This window comes from Streptomyces sp. NPDC058308 (assembly GCF_042880275.1).
Classification (GTDB): Bacteria; Actinomycetota; Actinomycetes; order Streptomycetales; family Streptomycetaceae; genus Streptomyces.
The window spans coordinates 57,572-75,796 of sequence record NZ_JBHVZA010000005.1; the positions used below are offsets into that span (position 1 = coordinate 57,572).

An 18,225-nucleotide genomic window follows, 5' to 3' on the forward strand; every position below is an offset into this window, starting at 1 on the left:
GTGTCCCCGGTCGGGCGGTCACATCTCCAGGAGCACCGTGAACGGGCCGTCGTTCGTCAGGCCCACCCGCATCTGCGCCCCGAAGCGGCCCGTCGCCACCGTTGCCCCCAGCGCGCGGAGCTGGGCCACGACCTCGTCGACCAGGGGTTCGGCCACATCACCGGGGGCCGCCGCGTTCCACGTGGGGCGGCGGCCCTTGCGGGCGTCTCCGTAGAGCGTGAACTGGCTGATGACCAGGAGCGGCGCGTCGATGTCGCTGCACGACCTCTCCTCGGCCAGCATGCGCAACGACCACAGCTTGCGGGCCAGTTGGGCCGCCTTCTCCTTGGTGTCGTCGTGCGTGACGCCCACCAGGACGCACAGCCCCTCGCCGCTGATCTCGCCGACCGTCTCGCCCTCGACGACCACGCTCGCCCCGTCGACCCTCTGCACCACTGCTCGCATACGGCCATCATGCCGTGCCGCACAGGGCGCTCGGGACGGCGGTCCGATCCCCCCATCCGGGGTCGATTCCGGGCACTCGCTCCCATAGCGGCCACTCGGGGTGGCACCATGCTCACACGCGGTGCACCCGCGTCGGCCGGTCGAGGGGACGGGTAGAGCCACATGAGCACACCAAGCACAGGGCAGTCGCCGGGCCGTATCTCCCTGCGGCGTCCGCAGGTTCCGCGGCCGCCCACGCAGCGCACGGGCGGCAGCCGACTGCTGCCCGAGGTGCCCGAGCACGACCTGGCCGCGCTGCGCCTGCCGGAGCTCCGTGAGCTGCGCAGGGCGGCGCAGCAGGACGAGGCCGACCTCAGCTATCTGCGGCGGCTGCTTCAGGGCCGCATCGACATCCTGCGGGCCGAGCTCGCGCACCGCGGCGACCAGCGGCAGCAGGCGCCCCGCCCGGCGGGGACGGTCGTGAGCCGGCTCCCGGAGATCCTCACGGACGCCCCGGCCCGCCACCGCTCCTCGGCCCGGCACGTCACGCTCGGCACGCCGCTGGGCGAGGAGTACCGCCTGCTCGCCACGGAGATGCTCGCCGAGGTCGAGCTCTCCGATCTGGCGGCGCGCACGGACGACGAGCTGCACGCGGCGATGGGCCGCCTCGTCCGGCACGAACAGCAGGTGTCGCGCCGGCGCCAGCTGCTGCAGCGGACGGCGGACGACTGCAGTGCGGAGATCGCCCGCAGGTACCGGGTCGGCGAGGCACAGGTGGACGACCTGCTGGCGTGAGCGGGGCGGCCGTGGTGTGCGGGGAGGACTACGGGTTTCCCGGCCTGGCGACGACGAGCCCCGGCTCCCCCGTAGCAGGGAGCCGGGGCTCTGTTTCGCGACGGCTGACCGGACTCCCGGCTCCCCTCCGGATGGGAGCCCGGCCAGCCGGACCCGTGGGTCCTGCCGGTTCAGCCCGACTGGGCGAGGAGCAGGACGAGAAGGCCCGCGCCCAAGCCGCTGAGCTTGACGTTCTGGGCCTTGATGCCGATGGTCAGCAGGACGAAGGCGATGATGCCGAGCGGGCCGTACTTCCACTGGACGAGCTGCTCGAATCCGATGGCGAGGGCGGCGACGACGATGGCGATGAGCGGCATGACGTTCCCTCCTTCGGGATCGGGGCGGCGGACCCCGTTCAGCTGATGACCAACTGGCTGCCACCGGGAGGTGCTTCGGAGTGACGGCCGACGGCTGGTGGCCAACCCCGGGAGGGTCTGACCAGGTCGCCGAAGTTGGCTACCAACTTCAACTGAGTTATCTCCGTTAGGAGACGACTCATAACCACCTTTCCTGCAACTCCCCTAAGATGGCGCGAAGTTGTACTGTTTGGTTGTGAGCACCGACCATGCCGCCGTCAACGGGCGGAAGCGGACGCAGCGGTCCCACCACGAGGTGGCGGACGCGCTGCGCGACCGGATCAGGTCCGGGTCGCTCCGGCCGGGGCAGCGCATGCCCACCCAGGCCGAGCTGGCCGACGAGTTCGGTGTGGAGCGTGGTGCGGTGCGCGAGGCGCTGCGCATTCTGCACCGCGAGCATCTGCTGTCCAATGTGTCCAAGGGCAGCCCCGCCACGGTCGCCGACGCCGCGGAGCGCGGACCCGTCCACCCCGGCGAGGTGCGCCCGCAGCCGACCATGGTCGGTCTTGCCCCACGCATCGCGGCCGCCTTCGAGACCCCGCACGTAGAGATAGACGCGCTGTGCCTGACGTCCATCTCCCTCACCATGGCCATCGGCGAACCGTTGCGGCAGATCCACGCGGGACAGCGGAAACCGGCCAAGGTCGACGTCCGGGTGCTGCTGCCGAGCCGCGACATCGACCTCGCCTTCCCGGCCCCTGTCGACAGCGGGGAGGACGGGTCGAGCCAGGTCCACCGGCGCTGGCTCGACCAGCGCAACGCGCAGGGGCAGGTGCTGCGCCACAACCTTCTCGCGCTGCGGGCCTCGCACGGCATCGACGTATCGGTGCAGTTCCGGGCGCTGCCGTTCACCCCGCCCGTGAAGCTGTACCTGATCAACAACACCGAGGCGCTCTTCGCCTATTACACGCTCACCAAGCGCGACGAGGAGATCGGCAAGGGGTCCCTGGAGATGTACGACGCACAGGGTACGCAGTCGATGCTGTTCCCGTTCAAAGAGGGTGACGGGCTGCGGGACACGACCTTCGTGGAGCAGTCCCACTTGTGGTTCAACGCGCTCTGGAACACGATCAGCCGGGACCTGGAGCTGGCGGCGGGCTGAGATCCCCGGGAGCCGGGGGCAGCTCCGCCGCCGGGCCGGTCAGCCGGCCGGACCCGTCACCATCAGGGCGAGGACGACGGCGCCGATGGAGCTGCAGGTGGGGTTCTTCGCCTTGACTCCCACGGTCAGCAGGAGGAGACCCACGATGCCCATCGGTCCGTACTTCCACTGCACGACTTGCTCGAGGGTGACGGCGACCACGGCTGCGAGGAGGGCTATGGCGGGCATGGTGGTGCCTCCTTCTGCCATCTTGAGTCAGTTGGCAACCAACTCTGCTGTGGTTGTCCCCACTTGGTTGGAGTAGAAAACAACTTCCCATCAACTGCCCGAAGATGGCGGGCAGTTGTATCGTCTGATGGTGACTCAGGAGAACGTGGCAGTGAACGGCAGCGGAAGACTCTCACCTCAGGAGATCGCCGACACCCTCCGCGACCGCATCCGCGCGGGCCGGCTCCGGGCGGGGGAGCGCCTGCCGACCCAGGCCGAACTGGCCGAGGAGTTCGGCGTCGAACGCGGAACGGTGCGGCAGGCGATGAAGAAGCTCCAGAGCGAAGGCCTCCTGTCCAACGTCAGCAAGGGAAGCCCGCCGCGGGTCGCCGAGGCGCACCCGCCGGCCGCGGCGAGCGAGGGGCCGCAGCCGTCGATGGTCGCGCTCGCCCCCCGCCTCGCCGAGGCGTTCGCCCAGCCGCACGTGACGATCGACGTCGTGTCCTACACCGCGGAGACGTTGATGATCGCGCTCGGGGAGCCGGTGCGACTGATCCACGAGGGCCGGCTCCGCCCGGAGTCCATCAAGGTCCGCATCCTGCTGCCCAGCAGCGCCATCAAGCTGGCGTTCCCGGTGCCGAGGGAGGGTGACGGCGAATCGACGAGGGACCGCCTGCACGAGCGGTGGCTCACCCAGCGCAACGCGCAGGGCCAGGTGCTGCGGCACAATCTCCGCGCCCTGCGCTCCTCGCACGGCATCGACGTGGACGTGACGTTCCGCGCGCTGCCGTTCACCACGCCGGTCAAGCTGTATCTCCTGAACGGCAACGAGACGCTGCTCGCCTACTACACGCTGACCGAGAACTCCGTGGAGGTGGGAGAGAACGGCAGCAACCCCGAGGTCATGGACATCTGGGACGCCGGGGGCATCAAGGCGCCGCTCTTCTCCTTCGAGAAGGGCGTGTCCGCCACGCGCGACTCCATGTTCGTCGACGAGTCGCAGAACTGGTTCGACGCCCTCTGGGAAACCATCACGACTGACCTGACACTCTCTTAGATGACCCCTGACTCGACGCAATCCGACACTGCGAGTGTCCAGCAAGCGGCGAATGAGACCGATTATGTGCGCGACACGATCAAACGTGCACGTTTCGTGCTGCTCGACTTCGACGGTCCCATCTGCAGGCTCTTCGCCGGACTCTCGGCCGCGCAGATCGCGGACGAGCAGATCCGCTGGCTCGCGGCCCGGGGCCTGCACGGCCTGCTGACCGATGACGTGCGCGACGAGACGGACCCGTTCGCCGTGCTGCGCGCCGTCGACGTCCGCAGACCCCACAGCGACCTGGTCGCGGAGCTGGAGGAGCGGCTCACGCAGGACGAGCTGAGCGCGGTGCCGAGCGCCTGGCCCACCCCGTACGCCGACGCGGTCATCCGCACCTGGAAGGCCACCGGCGCCGGGCTGGCCATCACCACGAACAACTCGGCCCGCACCGCGGACCGTTACCTGGAATCACGCGGCCTCACGGCCTGCTTCACTCCGCACGTCTACGGCCGTACCGACGACCTCCACCTGCTGAAACCCCACCCGAGCGTCCTGAACAGGGCGCTGACGGCGATGGGTGCGGAGCGGTCCGCGACGGTCATGGTCGGCGACGCGCCCTCCGACTTCCGCGCGGCGCGGGAGGCGGGCGTGGCGTTCCTCGGCTTCGCGCGCAACGACCGCAAGGCGAAACTGCTGCGCGAGGCGGGGGCGCCGGACGAGTGCCTCGTGCCGTCGTGGGAGAGGGTGCTGCGGCTCCTCAGGCAGTACGGGAAGGCCACCGGAGCGTGAGATCCGTCCAGATGTGACATCTGACAGGAGGGGGCAGGCAATACCCTCTGCCCTCATGTCGAAGCCTCCCCCTCGCACACCGACGTCCTGGAGGTCGTCACACGTCACCTGCCCGAAGTCCCCCGCTGGCTGGCGGACTTCGGCGCGACGTCGATGCATGAGTACAAGTCCGGGGTCTGCCTCGCCGACCTGGCCGGCTACGGGCACCCGGTCCGGCACGAACTCATGGTGCAGCTGGCCGAGTTCTTCGCCCGGCTGGCGTCCGTACCGGTGTCCGAGCTGCCGCCCCTGTCCGCTGACCGGCCGGCGCCCGGCGACAGCACGGCCTTCCTCCGCTGGCGCGTCGACTGGACCGAGCAGCGGGTGCGGCGCGCCAACGAGGACCGCCTCGACGGGCTCTTCGAGGCCTTCGGGGTCCCGGCGGACGCCCTGGAGTCGTTCGAGCGGCGGCTCCCCGTCCTGACCGCACGCCCGTTCTGCCTGCTGCACACCGACGTCCACCGGGCCAACGTGGTCGTCTACGGCTCGCGCATCACCGTCATCGACTGGGAGCTGGCGCTCTACGGTGACCCGCTCCACGACCTCGCCACCCACCTCGTACGCATGGAGTACGACGAGGAGGAGCGCGAGCGGATGGTGAAGCTCTGGTCGGAGGCGATGAACGGCGCGGGCCTCGGTGACATGACGGCGGGCCTCGACGACGACCTGCCCGTCCACCTGGCCTTCGAGTACGCGCAGTCCGTCTTCCCCGACCTCATGCGGGCGGCGCTCACTCTGCCCCCGGCGCCCGGCGACGCCGACTTCGCGGCCGCGGCATGGCGGATGTGCCGGTCCGTGCGGCGGGCCGCGGGGCCCCTTGGCCTGGTGTCGGTGCCGGACGAGGAAGAGGCGGCGGAAGCCCTGAGCCGGTGGTGGCGCGGGTCAGGTGGCCGGGTCGGCCGGTGAGGGGGGTGGGTGCCAGACGGGGTTGGGGATCACGGGGGCCGCGGGCTTGACCTCGTCCAGGACGTCCCAGAGGTTCTCGAACCAGGCCATGTGGTAATTGGCCAGCTGGCGGGTCGACTTGGTGCGGGAGCGCACGTCCCAGCCCACGAACCGGGCGTCACCGTGCTTGATGCCGAAGCCCTCCGCGTCGAGGATCTCGTGTGTCGTCCCGCCCCGTACGAACGAGCCCTTCCTGATGCCGTACGTCCCGTAGATGGCCCGCTCCTCGTTGAGGATGTACAGCTTGGACTGAGGCCCGTGCGGTGACTCGCGCACCTCGCACTCGATGGCGATGCGGGGGTGGCGGTGGTGGATCTCGTCCAGGAGGGCGCGCAGGCCGTCCCAGTACTTGAGGGTGAAGTCCTCGCGCATGCGCTCGCGGTTCGCGGGCGAGTCGTCGAAGGTGCGCTTGCCGTCGGCCGTCGGCCGTCGCGGGGGCCAGGGCGCCGGGCAGGTTCATCGGCGAGTTGAGGTGGACGACGATGATGTGCAGCGTGATCCGCTTCGGCCGCACGGAACCGTCGGCGACCTCGATCAGACGGTCCCGTACGACGCCGTGCAGCGTCTGCATCGTGAAGCCGGAGAAGAAGACCCGCACGTGCCGGGCGTCGAACGCCTCCTTGGCCGGATCGCTGAGGTCGCTCAGGGTGCCGAACACGTCGACGCCGGAGACCTCCCGGTCCGAGGAGTCGCCGATCGCGTCGAAGAGGATGAGGGCGACGACCGCGGCGAACGAGCCGCCCAGGAACTCCCGGTCCCGCAGCGCGTCCCCCACGGGCCCGATGATCTCCGCGGCGGCGCCGACGACGGCGACGGTGGCCAGGAGCCCCTTGATGAGGCCGGACTTCAGGTCCGCGAGGCGGCTCCGCAGTTCTTCGAGCGCCGGCCGTCCGTGGTTTCTTCCCGCGCGGCGTGTGGGCAACCCCGGCCTCCCCCGAGTAGTGGCGCACCATCATGGCGCCGTCAACTCCGGTTCACCAGAGGGCGGTTACGTCACAGGAGGCCGTCCGCGGTACGCCTCAGGGGTGCCAGGGACGTGTCCGCCCACACGGCCCCCTTCCGCCGCATCTCAGCTGCCTCGGCGGCGCTGCGCGCATACCCGAGGAAAGGCACGCCGACCTCGGCCGCCGCGGCGAGGTCGGTGAGCTGGTCGCCGATCAGGAGGCACTCCCCGGGGGCGGCGCGGAGGTGGCCGAGGGCGCGGTACACGCAGTCGGGGTCGGGCTTCATGTGGAGCAGTTCGTGAGGGTCGCGGCCGAAGACCCGCTCGAAGAAGACGTCCAGGTGATGGCGTTCGAGATAGGCGCCGACCGGGCCCTCGGCGTTGTTGCTGACGACCACGAGCCGCTTCCCGAGCCGCCGCAGCGTGGCCAGGAGCCCTCTGACGTGCGCGTCGAGAGGTGCGTCGGCGACCGCCGCGTACTCGTGCGCCGTCACGATGGCCTCGGCGCGTTCGAGTGTCTTCTGGTCCTCGTGTCCCGGCGTCTCGTCGCGGAACATCTCGCTCCTGAGGAGCCGCAGGAGGCGGTGCGCGTCGTGGCACTCCTGTACGGCGGCGGGCAGTGGTCCGCCGGTCTCTTTCAGCAGCGCCTTGATCTCGGCGGCGATCGGCGGCGTGGCATAGCGCTCGAAGAACGGGGTGACCGGCCCGTCGAAGTCGAACAGGACCGCCCGGGCGGCCGCGAGGAGACCGGCCGGGGCGTCCGGGCCGGGGGTGCTGCCGACGCCGTCGGCGGGCCTGCGGGAAGTCATCCCAGCAAGTGTGGCCCACGGTCCGGCGTTCGACCACTTCCCGAAGTCACCGCCGCGCGCGTGCCCTCCTCGTACTGGCGAGCGCGGGTTCGTCCCTGGGGGTGTCATTGAACGGCACTTGAGCGGCCGACGGCATGGGGCTCAAGTGCGCACAAGTATCCTGCTCCACTCCTTACTCATCGGATCAGTCCCAGGCTGAAAGACGGACCATGACATCCGAACCGACTTCCTTGGCCCGGGAACGCGCCGCTCTGGTGAGTGGCGGCGAGCACGCCCTCGTCGGCCCCCTCAAGGGGTACCACCACGAGACGTACGTCTTCCCGCTGCCCGCGGCGGACCCGACGGCCCCGGGCCGGTCCCGCTGGAAGTGCCGGGAGCCGCGCAGGAACCTGCTCTGGTTCGACCGGCGCTGCTTCGCGTCCGAGGAAGAGCTGGTACGCGCCCTGGCGGGGCACGTCACCCGGATCCCGGAGGTCATCGACGTCGGCGAGATCGGCCTGCAGAAGTTCATCGAAGGCCGCACGCTCGGCTCGCGCCACACGTTCGGCGACGTCGTCCCGGAGCCGCTGATCGCGCAGATCGTCGAGCTGTTCGAGGAACTGGCCGCGGTCGACCCCGAGAAGCTCTCCGTGCCACGCCGCTGTGTGGCGGAGGACCGGCCCGCCGACCGCGATACCAAGGGGTTCCTTGAGCGGCTGATCTGTTTCACCGAGGAGCAGGTCCACCGGGCGAACGCGGGGCGGTTCGGCGAACTCTTCCGGGCGCTCGGGGTCGACGACGACTGCCTGGGCCGACTGAGAAGAAACGTCTCGGGCATGACGCCGAGACCCTTCGGTCTCCTGCACGGCGACCTGCACAGGGAGAACTTCATCGTCGACCCCCTGGGCCGGCTCTGGACCATCGACTGGGAACTGGCCATGGTGGGGGACCCGCTGTACGACCTGGCGACCCACCTGTATCTGATGCGCTACCGCCCGGAACAGGAGCGGGACATGGCGCGGCGCTGGTGCGAGGCCGTGGAACAGGTCAGGCCGGGCAGCTCCGACGGATGGGAGGACGACCTCCCGGTGATCCTCGACTACAAGCGGGCGCAGTCGGTGTTCACCGATGTCATCCGCGCCGCCCTCACCCTCGACACCCGGCCGGGCCTCTCCTGGTGGCCCCTGATCCACGCGGGCCGCAAGGTCCACGGCGTCCTCACCCGGGCCCGCACCGCCCTGGACCTGGCGGACGTTCCGAGTCAGTGGCAGGTCATGGAGGCGCTGCGGGGGTGGGCCCGCCGGGACGCGGGCGCGGACCGGGAGAGCCGCGAAGGCGAGGAGCGGGCGGACCGCCCCCAGGACCCTTCCGGCGATATGGCCTAGGCCGCAAGGACCTGGCCGTTTTCGCAGCTCACGCGTACCGGGGCAGGCCCCCGCGCAGTTGCCTGAAGGCGTCGTCCGCGGCCGTGGCCGCGTCCCGGGCCACGTCGTCCGTGCTCTCGCCCGCCGCGACGCGGCGCCAGTTCTCCTCGGCGAGGACGCGCTGGACGGCCACGATCTGGGCGGCGGCCAGGCGGGCTTCGAGGGGGGTGCCGCCGTGCGCCTGTGACAGGGCGGCGGCCAGGGCCCGTTCGGAGCGGTCCTGGTAGCCGTAGAGGCGGGCCACCAGGGAGGGCGTGCCGTAGAGGAGGCGGTGGAAGGCCAGGACGCCGGGGTGGTCGCTGAGGCCCGTCACCGGGTCGCGTTGGTCGAGGCCGGTCAGGAAGTTCCGGTGCAGGGCGTCGAGCGCGGTGCCGCCGGCGGGGCGGGCGGTGACCACGCGGGCCGCCTCGTCCTCGTGGTCGGCGAAGCGGTGGAGTACCAGGTCCTCCTTCGACGCGAAGTAGCGGAACAGGGTCGGCTTGGAGACCTCCGCGGCCTCCGCCACCTCCGCCACCGACACCTTCTCGAACCCCTTCTCCAGGAAGAGGGCGATCGCGGTCTCGGAGATCGCCTCGTACCTGCGCTGCTTCTTGCGGGCGCGCAGGCCCCCGGCTTCCGGCTGCGGGCGGCTGCTCGTGCTGGCGCTGCTCATGGGGGAAGTGTAGCGGACGAGTGATACTTGGTTATAAATTTAACTCGGTTACATTATTCTGGCCGCATGACGACGACCTCCGATGCCCTCGCCCAGGAACGCAGCTACCACGACGCCTGCCGCGCCGCCCTGACCGGCATGGTCGAAGGCGCCGAGGAACGGGTGACCGGCGGAGCGGACGTCTCCGCGTCGGGCGCCGACGCCGAAGTGCTCGGCTACCAGTTCCGCAGCCACGCCAAGGCCATGCGCGAGCTCCCCGAAGCTCCCCTCTTCTTCGGCCGCCTCGACTTCGCCGCCGACGGCACCGAGGGCGACCGGGCCGGCGAACACCGCGGGCAGCGCTACCACATCGGACGGCTGCGCATCACCGAGCACCCCTCGGCCCCGCCGCTCGTCGTCGACTGGCGCGCCCCCGTCTCCCGCGCCTTCTACCAGGCGGGCGCCCGCGACCCGCAGGGCGTCGCCGTCCGCCGCCGGTTCGGCTGGGCGCCCGGCAGCAAGGGCGACTCCGCCGACCTCACCGGCATGGAGGACGAACCCCTGGGCGAGCGTGATGGCGAGGGCGTGGACGCTGGTGCGGGCGGGCCGGTGAGCGGGATCCTCGCCGGGGAGATCGAGCGGCCCCGCCTCGGCCCCATGCGCGACATCGCCGCCACCATCCAGCCCGAGCAGGACGACCTCGTACGCGGTGAACTCGCCGCATCCCTCTGTGTGCAGGGCGCCCCCGGCACCGGCAAGACCGCCGTCGGCCTGCACCGCGCCGCGTACCTCCTCTACACCCACCCCCGGCGCGTGCAGCGCTCCGGCCTCCTGATCCTCGGGCCCAACCGCACCTTCCTGCGCTACATCGCCGAGGTCCTGCCCTCCCTCGGCGAGACCGGCGTACGGCAGTCCACTGTCCAGGACGAGATCGCACGGCACCCGGTGCGCGCCGTCGACGACGAGGCCGCCGCCGTCGTCAAGCACGACGCCCGGATGGCCGAGGTGCTGCGCCGCGCGCTGTACGCGCGGGTCGCGCCGCCCGCCGACTCCCTTGCCGTGCCCGACGGTTCGTACCGCTGGCGGGTGCCGCTCGGTGAACTGGAGCGGATCATCGAGGACGTACGGGGCGAGGAGCCGCCGTACGCCGTCGGGCGCGAGCGGGTGCGCAGCCGGGCCGTCCGGGCGATCCAGGAGCGGGCCGAACGGCGGGCCGGACCACAGAACAACACCTGGCTGCAGAAGATCGCCCGGTCCCGGCCCGTCGGCGCCTTCGTCGACGCCGTCTGGCCCAGGGTCCGGGCGGACGAGGTGCTCGCGGCGCTGCTCGGTGACGCGGACGCGCTCGCCGCCGCGGCCGACGGGATCCTCGACGGCGCCGAGCAGCGGGCGGTTCTGTGGGCCAGGCCGCCGCGCTCCCACAAGTCCGCGAAGTGGAGCGCCGCCGATCTCGTCCTCCTCGACGAGGTGGAAGGGCTCCTGGAACGCCCCGCGGGGTACGGCCACATCGTCGTCGACGAGGCGCAGGACCTCTCGCCCATGGAGTGCCGGGCCATCGCCCGCCGCGCCGGCTTCGGCTCGCTCACCGTCCTCGGCGACCTGGCGCAGGCCACCACCCCCTGGGCCGCCCGGAGTTGGCCGGATCTCCTCGCCCACCTGGGCAAACCGGATGCCGCGGTCACCTTCCTGACCACCGGTTTCCGGGTGCCGCGGGCCATCGTCGAGCTCGCCAACCAGCTGCTCGGACGGCTCGACGTGGACGTGCCGCCCGCCCGGTCGATGCGTGCCGACGGGGAGCTGCGGATCACGGAGACGGACGACGTGGCCGCCGCGGCCGTCGACGCGGTGCGGGACGGGCTCGGCCGTGAGGGCTCGATCGGGGTCATCGCGGCCGACCGGGACGTCGAGGGGCTGCGCGCGGCCCTGGCGGCCGCCGGCATCGAGGCCGCGGGCCCCGACCGGATCGGCGCCCGGGTGACCCTGCTGCCCGCCTCGGTCGCCAAGGGCCTGGAGTACGACCATGTCGTCGCCGTCGAGCCCGCCGCGATCGCGGAGGCGGAGCGGCGCGGGCTGCACCGGCTGTACGTGGTGCTGACCCGGGCCGTGTCCCGCCTGGACGTGCTGCACGGCAGGCCACTGCCGTGGCGGGCGTAGCCGCGGACCGGGCCGCCTTACCGGGAGCCGGGTGACAGGTGACAGGTGACGGGAGCCGGGTGACGGGTGACGGGTGACGACAGCAGGTCTCAGCGCTCCAGTACCGCCTCCATGACCGCCTTCGCGATCGGCGCCCCCAGCTTGCCGCCCGCGATCTCCGAGCGCGCGATGTTCATGTGGGAAGGGTCGACGAAGACGGCGACCGCGACCGGCGATTCGCCGTCGTCACCGCCGGGGGTCTTGGCGTAGGAGACGAACCACGCGTACGGCCGCTCGTCGTCGACGTTCGCGCCGTGCTGGGCCGTGCCGGTCTTGCCGCCGACCTTCACGCCGTCGATCCGCGCCTTGTTCGCGGTGCCGTTCTCGACGGTGTTCTCCATCATCTCCTGCACGGTCTTCGCGGTCTTCTCGGAGACGGCCCGGTCGAGCTCGTGCGGCTCGCCCTTCTCGACCGCCGAGAGGTCCGGGCCCCGCAACTCCTCGACCAGGTACGGCTTCATGACCTTGCCGTCGTTGGCGAGCCCCGCGGTGACCATCGCCATCTGCAGCGGGGTGCTGGTCAGGCTGCCCTGGCCCATGCCGGTCAGCGCGGTCTGCGGCTTGTCGAGCTTCTCCGGATAGCTGCTGGCGACGGTTCGTACGGGTATGAACTGCTCGTCGTTGAACCCGAACTTCTCCGCCGTCTCGCGCATCCTGTCCTTGCCGACCTTCAGCGCGATGTCGAGGAAGACGTTGTTGCAGGACCACTGCATGCCGGTCTTCATCGACACCTTGTCGCACGTAGCGGCGGGCACGTCGTTGCCGATACGGGTGGAGCTGAGGGGGAGCTTGTACGGGGTCCTGGCGCCGGTCGGTTTGTCGATGTCCGTCACCACGCCGTGCTCCAGGGCGGCCGCCGCGGTGAGGATCTTGAAGGTGGAGCCCGGCGGGTAGGTCTCGCGCAGCGCGCGGTTGCTCAGCGGCTTGTCCTTGCGCCGGGCGAGCCGCTCGAAGACCCGCCCCTCCTCCTGCGAGATGCCCGCGAAGGCCGAAGGGTCGTACGAGGGGGTGCTGGCCAGCGCGAGCACCTTGCCGGAGCGGGGGTCGAGGGCGACCACCGCCCCCTTGGCGTCGAGGTTCACCAGGCCCTGGTAGGCGGCCTTCTGGGCCTCGGGGTCGATGGTCGTGACGACGTCGCCGCCCTGCTGCTTCTTGCCCGTCAGCATGTCCAGGGTGCGCTTGATGAAGAGCCGGTCGTCGTTGCCGCTGAGGATGCCGTTGTGGACGCCCTCCAGGAAGGTGCCGCCCTGCGCCTGCGAGAAGTAGCCCGTCACCGGCGCGTACATCGGGCCCTCCTTGAAGACCCGCTTGTACTTGAAGTCCGAGCCGGCGGTGTCCTTCGAGCCGGTGATCGGCTTGCCCCCGACGATGATGTCGCCGCGGGGATGGGAGAAGGCCTCGATCTGCACCCGCCGGTTCTGCTTGTCGTTCGACAACTCGTCGTTCTGCGCGAACTGCACCCAGGTCGCCCGCAGGAGCAGGGCGAGCGTGAGGATCCCGCAGAAGACGGCTATGTGACGCAACGGACGGTTCATGGGTGGCGCCCCCCGGTGCCGACGAACGAACGGTGCGGACAACCATCCTGTCCGCTTTCGTCCGGGGGCGGGGGGAGAACCGGGGATCCTGGGCCCCCTTCGGGAGGCGTCAGCAGGCCGTCGGCCCGCCCGAAGGGGTCAGGAGCGGAGTCCGCCCGAAGGGGTCAGGAGCGGAGCTCGCGCGGCCCGGGGCCGGCAGGGAGCTCCACCACGTCGGCGACGACACAGCTCACGTTGTCGGGGCCGCCCAGCGCGTTGGCCAGTGCGACGAGTTCCCGCACGGCCTGCTCGGGATCGGCGGCCGCGCCGAGGACCCGCCGCACCTCCTCGTCCGGGACGACCGCGGAGAGCCCGTCGGAGCAGAGCAGATAGCGGTCGCCCGGCCGGGCGTCGTGCAGCCGTACGTCGGGGGTGGCGTCGCCGCCGTGGGTGAGGGCGCGCAGCAGCAGCGAGCGCTGCGGGTGGGAGGACGCCTCCTCCGGCGTGATGCGGCCCTCGTCGAGCAGGGACTGCACCAGGGTGTGGTCGTGGGTGATCCGGAAGAACTCCCCGTCGCGCAGGAGACAGGCCCGGGAGTCGCCGATGTGGACGAGGGCGAGCTGCGAGCCGGTCCAGAGCATGGCGGTGAGCGTCGTGCCGGCCTCGTCCGCCGGGCCGGTCCCGGAGGCCGTGGCGCCGTGCACGGCCTGGCCCGCCTGTTCGACCGCTTCCTCAAGGAGGTTGAGGAGGCTGCCCGCGGGGACGTCCCCCGACTCCAGGACCTCCAGGCTCTCCAGGCGCTTGAACGTGTCGACGGCGGCGGCGCTCGCGGGTGCGCCGGTGCGGCCGAAGCCGTCGGCGACGGCGAGCAGCCGGGAACCGGCGTACGCGGTGTCCTGGTTGCTCTCCCGGACGCGTCCGGTCTCGGAGAGGGCGGCGTAACGGATGGTCAGGGGCGGGGTGGTCGGGGACATGGCGGGGTCCTTCCGTGACAGGTGGTCGACGAGGAAGGCGGCCAGGTTCCGCCGGGCGGCGAGGTCGGCCTCGACCTGCGCCCAGTACGCCCGTACTTCCCGGGCAGCCGCACCGGTGGGCACGTCCGCACCCGCACCCGTGGCCACGTCCGCACCCGCGCCCGTCTCCGCGTCGAGCGCGCAGACGTGCCGGATGCGGGCGAGCGGCATGCCGAGGCGGCGCAGCCAGGCGACGAGCCGGGCCTGCTCCAGCTGGTCCGGCGCGTAGAAGCGGTAGCCGGTCACCGGATCGACGCGGGCCGGGGGCAGCAGGCCGAGTTCGTCGTAGAGGCGCAGTGCCTTCGGCGAAAGCCGGGACGCCTTCGCGAACGCCCCGATGGTCAGCAGCCCCATGCCCGTCCCTCCCTCGTGCCGGGCACGTCGCCCGGCACGACCGATGGTGCGGCTTCCCCCGAGGTGAAGGTCAACTGCTTCTTCAGGGGGCGTCCGCGCCGCTACTCCTCGCACCGCTGCATCTCGCGCCGCTACTTCTCCTACCGCTGCTTCTCGCGCGGCTGGACGAAGCGCAGCATGTTCCCCGCCGGGTCGCGGAACGCGCAGTCACGCACGCCGTACGGCTGGTCCACCGGCTCCTGGAGGACCTCGCCGCCCGCGGCGCGGATCCGCTCGAACGTGGCGTCGCAGTCGCCGGTCCGGAAGTTGACGCCCCGGAGCATGCCCTTGGCCATCAGCTCGGCCGCCGCCTGCCGGTCGGCGGCAAGGGCGTTCGGGTCCGCGAGCGGCGGTTCCAGGACGATCTCCACGCCCGGCTGCCCGGGCAGCGCCACGGTCACCCAGCGCATGCCCTCGAAACCTACGTCGTTGCGCACCTCGAAGCCGAGCACGTCGCGGTAGAAGGCGAGGGCCTTGTCGTGGTCGTCGACGGCGATGAAGCACTGTGCGAGTTCGATGTCCATGCCCCTCACGTTAGGGCCCTTCTGCCGGAGCCCCGTTCCTGACCGGGCGGGTGCGGAGCTTGGCGACGCAGGCGGGGACGGCGGCGCCGTCGGCGTGATCGCGGGCCCGGTAGGCGCTCGGGCTCTCGCCGACGAGCTCGGTGAAGCGCGAGCTGAACGAACCCAGCGACGTACAGCCCACCTCGAAACAGACGTCGGTGACGCTGAGGTCGCCGCGGCGCAGCAGCGCCTTCGCGCGCTCGATCCGGCGGGTCATGAGGTAGCTGTACGGAGTCTCTCCGTAGGCGGCGCGGAAGCTGCGCGAGAAGTGGCCCGCCGACATGAGGGCGCCGCGCGCCAGCGCGGGGACGTCCAGGGGCTGCGCGTAGTCACGGTCCATGCGGTCGCGGGCCTGGCGCAGCCGGACGAGGTCGGGGAGGGACACACGGGTCACGGGGGCCACGTTACCGATGCGGGCGGCACGGCGCCCGGGGTGACGGTCCCCCGGCGCCGCGACGCCCGCGGCCGGATCACACACCGACGTACTTCGCGAGGTGCTCGGCGGTGAGGGTGGAGCGGGCGGCGACGAGATCGGCGGGCGTGCCCTCGAAGACGATCTTTCCGCCGTCGTGGCCCGCGCCGGGACCGAGGTCGATGATCCAGTCGGCGTGGGCCATGACCGCCTGGTGGTGCTCGACGACGACGACCGACTTGCCCGAGTCGACGAGCCGGTCGAGGAGGCCGAGCAGCTGCTCGACGTCGGCGAGGTGGAGGCCGGTGGTCGGCTCGTCGAGTACGTAGACGAGCCGGTCGCCGCCCTTGTCGGCCATGTGCGTGGCCAGCTTGAGCCGCTGCCGCTCGCCGCCGGACAGCGTGGTGAGCGGCTGGCCGAGGCTGAGGTAGCCGAGTCCGACGTCCGCGAGGCGCCGCAGGATGCGGTGGGCCGCCGGGGTCTGCGCCTCGCCGTCGCCGAAGAACTCCTCGGCCTCGTCCACCGGCATGGCGAGGACCTCGCTGATGTCGCGGCCGCCGAGCCGGTACTCCAGGACCGACGCCTGGTACCGCCTGCCCTCGCACTCCTCGCAGGGGGTGGCCACGCCGGCCATCATCGCCAGGTCGGAGTAGATGACGCCGGCGCCGTTGCAGGTCGGGCAGGCGCCCTCGGAGTTGGCGCTGAACAGCGCGGGCTTCACGCCGTTGGCCTTCGCGAACGCCTTGCGGACAGGGTCGAGCAGCCCGGTGTACGTCGCCGGATTGCTCCGCCGGGAACCGCGGATCGGGGTCTGGTCGATGCTCACCACGTCCGCGTCGGCGGGCATCGACTTGTGCACGAGCGAACTCTTGCCGGATCCGGCGACGCCGGTGACGACGGTGAGCACCCCGAGCGGGATGTCGACGTCGACGCCGCGCAGGTTGTGCGTGCTCGCGCCGCGGATCTCCAGCGCCCCGGTGGGCTCGCGCACGGTCTCCTTCAGCGCGGCCCGGTCGTCGAAGTGGCGCCCTGTGACGGTGCCGGAGGCCCGCAGGCCCTCGACGGTGCCCTCGAAGCAGACCGTGCCGCCCGCCGTACCGGCGCCGGGGCCGAGGTCGACGACATGGTCGGCGATCGAGATCGTCTCCGGCTTGTGCTCCACGACGAGCACGGTGTTGCCCTTGTCCCGCAGCCGCAGCAGCAGGTCGTTCATCCGCTGGATGTCGTGGGGGTGCAGGCCGGCGGTGGGCTCGTCGAAGACGTACGTGACGTCGGTGAGCGAGGAGCCGAGGTGGCGGATCATCTTGACGCGCTGCGCCTCGCCGCCCGACAGCGTGCCCGCGGGGCGGTCGAGCGCGAGGTAGCCGAGGCCGATCTCCACGAACGAGTCGAGGGTCTGCCGCAACGCGGTGAGCAGCGGCGCCACCGACGGCTCGGTGAGGCCGCGCACCCACTCGGCCAGGTCCCGGATCTCCATCGCGCAGAGGTCGGCGATGCTCTTCCGCCCGATCTTCGAGGAGCGGGCGCCCTCGCTGAGCCGGGTGCCGTCGCACTCGGGGCAGACGGTGAAGGTGACGGCGCGCTCGACGAAGGCGCGGATGTGCGGCTGCAGCGACTCCTTGTCCTTGGCCAGGAACGACTTCTGGATCTTGGGGATGAGCCCTTCGTAGGTGAGGTTCACGCCGTTGACCTTCACCTTGACCGGCTCCCCGTAGAGGAAGTCGCGCAGCTCCTTCTTGGTGTACCTGCGGATCGGCTTGTCGGGGTCGACGAAGCCGGACTGGGCGTAGACCTGCACGGTCCACTGGCTGTCGGACTTCCAGCCGGGGATGGTAAACGCGCCTTCGGAGAGCGACTTGGAGTCGTCGTAGAGCTGGCTGAGGTCGATGTCGGAGACCGCGCCGCGGCCCTCGCAGCGCACGCACATGCCGCCGGTGCGCTGGTAGGTGGCCTTCTGCGCCTTGGTCCTGCCGCCGCGCTCGACGGTGATCGCGCCGCTGGCCCGGACCGACGCGGTGTTGAAGGAGTACGCGCTGGGCGGGCCGATGTGCGGCTCGCCGAGCCTGCTGAAGAGGATGCGGAGCATGGCGTGGGCGTCGGTGGCGGTGCCCACCGTGGAGCGCGGGTCGCCTCCCATCCGCTGCTGGCCGACGGTGATCGCGGTGGTCAGCCCGTCGAGCACGTCGACCTCGGGCCGCGCCTGCGCCGGCATGAAGCCCTGCACGAACGCGCTGTACGTCTCGTTGATCAGCCGCTGCGACTCCGCGGCGATCGTGTCGAAGACCAGCGAGCTCTTGCCCGACCCGGACACCCCGGTGAACACCGTCAGGCGCCGCTTGGGGATCTCGATGCTGACGTCCTTGAGGTTGTTCTCGCGGGCGCCGTGCACGCGGATCAGATCGTGGCGGTCGGCGGCGTGCGCGCCTCCTGCCCGCGGTGGTGTCTGTCCGGCCTTGCTCATCGTGCTCTCCGTCCCTCGGGCCTCGGACCGGCCCGCGGTCCATCCCGGCCACGCTAGCGGCGGGGAGGGGCGGATGCTTCTCGATTCCTGATCGGTCGCGGGCGGGGGGACGTGTCACTGCACGTGTCACTGCCCTGTGCCGTACGCCCGCAC

Annotated in this window: 18 protein-coding genes; 7 read left to right on the forward strand and 11 right to left on the reverse strand. The window is 71.2% G+C overall.

What is annotated here, in order from left to right:
- Positions 1 to 18: 18 nt before the first annotated feature.
- A complete protein-coding gene (gene dtd / locus ACFVYL_RS09255) occupies positions 19 to 444 on the reverse strand; it encodes a D-aminoacyl-tRNA deacylase (RefSeq protein WP_389714053.1) in 426 nt (141 codons plus the stop codon).
- Positions 445 to 606: 162 nt separating this feature from the next.
- Here dtd and ACFVYL_RS09260 point away from each other — a divergent pair, with 162 nt between their 5' ends.
- The gene (locus ACFVYL_RS09260; RefSeq protein WP_389714054.1) at positions 607 to 1,218 is read left to right on the forward strand and encodes an ABC transporter substrate-binding protein; all 612 of its coding nucleotides are present in this window, start codon (positions 607 to 609) and stop codon (positions 1,216 to 1,218) included.
- A gap of 170 nt (positions 1,219 to 1,388) precedes the next feature.
- Here the strand turns inward: ACFVYL_RS09260 and ACFVYL_RS09265 are convergent, their stop codons facing one another.
- Complete coding sequence (locus ACFVYL_RS09265) at positions 1,389 to 1,574, reverse strand: hypothetical protein (RefSeq protein ID WP_361721701.1); 186 nt, start codon at positions 1,572 to 1,574, stop codon at positions 1,389 to 1,391.
- A gap of 229 nt (positions 1,575 to 1,803) precedes the next feature.
- On the opposite strand from ACFVYL_RS09265, the gene ACFVYL_RS09270 reads away from it, so the two are divergent.
- A complete protein-coding gene (locus tag ACFVYL_RS09270) occupies positions 1,804 to 2,715 on the forward strand; it encodes a winged helix-turn-helix domain-containing protein (protein WP_389714056.1) in 912 nt (303 codons plus the stop codon).
- 39 nt (positions 2,716 to 2,754) lie between these two features.
- Here the strand turns inward: ACFVYL_RS09270 and ACFVYL_RS09275 are convergent, their stop codons facing one another.
- Complete coding sequence (locus ACFVYL_RS09275) at positions 2,755 to 2,943, reverse strand: hypothetical protein (protein ID WP_361721695.1); 189 nt, start codon at positions 2,941 to 2,943, stop codon at positions 2,755 to 2,757.
- A 124-nt stretch (positions 2,944 to 3,067) separates the two neighbouring features.
- Here ACFVYL_RS09275 and ACFVYL_RS09280 point away from each other — a divergent pair, with 124 nt between their 5' ends.
- From ACFVYL_RS09280 to ACFVYL_RS09290, 3 genes are all read left to right on the forward strand, one after another.
- Positions 3,068 to 3,979, forward strand: coding sequence for a winged helix-turn-helix domain-containing protein (locus ACFVYL_RS09280; protein WP_389714352.1), 912 nt, complete (start codon positions 3,068 to 3,070; stop codon positions 3,977 to 3,979).
- Positions 3,980 to 4,753: an HAD family hydrolase gene (locus tag ACFVYL_RS09285; RefSeq protein ID WP_389714058.1), complete on the forward strand. Its 774-nt coding sequence runs from the start codon at positions 3,980 to 3,982 to the stop codon at positions 4,751 to 4,753.
- Between the two features lie 87 nt (positions 4,754 to 4,840).
- Entirely contained in the window at positions 4,841 to 5,698 is an 858-nt protein-coding gene (locus ACFVYL_RS09290; protein ID WP_389714354.1) for an aminoglycoside phosphotransferase family protein, read from the forward strand.
- On the opposite strand, the gene ACFVYL_RS09295 is transcribed toward ACFVYL_RS09290, so the two are convergent.
- Together ACFVYL_RS09295 and ACFVYL_RS09300 are read right to left on the reverse strand one after the other, a co-directional pair.
- Positions 5,675 to 6,109 carry a hypothetical protein gene (locus ACFVYL_RS09295; protein ID WP_389714060.1) on the reverse strand — a complete coding sequence of 145 codons (435 nt, stop codon included), beginning with the start codon at positions 6,107 to 6,109 and terminating at the stop codon, positions 5,675 to 5,677. The genes ACFVYL_RS09290 and ACFVYL_RS09295 overlap by 24 nt on opposite strands.
- A gap of 621 nt (positions 6,110 to 6,730) precedes the next feature.
- Positions 6,731 to 7,489, reverse strand: a complete 759-nt coding sequence (locus ACFVYL_RS09300; RefSeq protein WP_389714062.1) for an HAD family hydrolase — start codon at positions 7,487 to 7,489, stop codon at positions 6,731 to 6,733.
- Between the two features lie 209 nt (positions 7,490 to 7,698).
- On the opposite strand from ACFVYL_RS09300, the gene ACFVYL_RS09305 reads away from it, so the two are divergent.
- Positions 7,699 to 8,853: a phosphotransferase gene (locus ACFVYL_RS09305; protein ID WP_389714064.1), complete on the forward strand. Its 1,155-nt coding sequence runs from the start codon at positions 7,699 to 7,701 to the stop codon at positions 8,851 to 8,853.
- Positions 8,854 to 8,881: 28 nt separating this feature from the next.
- Here the strand turns inward: ACFVYL_RS09305 and ACFVYL_RS09310 are convergent, their stop codons facing one another.
- Positions 8,882 to 9,544: a TetR/AcrR family transcriptional regulator gene (locus tag ACFVYL_RS09310; RefSeq protein WP_389714066.1), complete on the reverse strand. Its 663-nt coding sequence runs from the start codon at positions 9,542 to 9,544 to the stop codon at positions 8,882 to 8,884.
- 66 nt (positions 9,545 to 9,610) lie between these two features.
- Here ACFVYL_RS09310 and ACFVYL_RS09315 point away from each other — a divergent pair, with 66 nt between their 5' ends.
- Positions 9,611 to 11,677, forward strand: a complete 2,067-nt coding sequence (locus ACFVYL_RS09315) for a HelD family protein (protein WP_389714068.1) — start codon at positions 9,611 to 9,613, stop codon at positions 11,675 to 11,677.
- Positions 11,678 to 11,766: 89 nt separating this feature from the next.
- Here ACFVYL_RS09315 and ACFVYL_RS09320 read toward each other — a convergent pair whose 3' ends face one another.
- The 5 genes from ACFVYL_RS09320 to ACFVYL_RS09340 all read right to left on the reverse strand — a co-directional run bounded on the left by ACFVYL_RS09320 (position 11,767) and on the right by ACFVYL_RS09340 (position 18,072).
- Positions 11,767 to 13,251, reverse strand: a complete 1,485-nt coding sequence (locus ACFVYL_RS09320; protein WP_389714069.1) for a peptidoglycan D,D-transpeptidase FtsI family protein — start codon at positions 13,249 to 13,251, stop codon at positions 11,767 to 11,769.
- A gap of 164 nt (positions 13,252 to 13,415) precedes the next feature.
- Positions 13,416 to 14,597 (reverse strand): MerR family transcriptional regulator, encoded by a 1,182-nt coding sequence (locus ACFVYL_RS09325; RefSeq protein ID WP_389714070.1) that lies wholly within the window; start codon positions 14,595 to 14,597, stop codon positions 13,416 to 13,418.
- Positions 14,598 to 14,737: 140 nt separating this feature from the next.
- Positions 14,738 to 15,160, reverse strand: a complete 423-nt coding sequence (locus tag ACFVYL_RS09330) for a VOC family protein (protein WP_389714071.1) — start codon at positions 15,158 to 15,160, stop codon at positions 14,738 to 14,740.
- A 10-nt stretch (positions 15,161 to 15,170) separates the two neighbouring features.
- Positions 15,171 to 15,584 (reverse strand): helix-turn-helix transcriptional regulator, encoded by a 414-nt coding sequence (locus tag ACFVYL_RS09335; RefSeq protein ID WP_389714356.1) that lies wholly within the window; start codon positions 15,582 to 15,584, stop codon positions 15,171 to 15,173.
- An 85-nt stretch (positions 15,585 to 15,669) separates the two neighbouring features.
- Positions 15,670 to 18,072, reverse strand: coding sequence for an ATP-binding cassette domain-containing protein (locus ACFVYL_RS09340; RefSeq protein ID WP_389714072.1), 2,403 nt, complete (start codon positions 18,070 to 18,072; stop codon positions 15,670 to 15,672).
- Positions 18,073 to 18,225 lie beyond the last annotated feature (153 nt).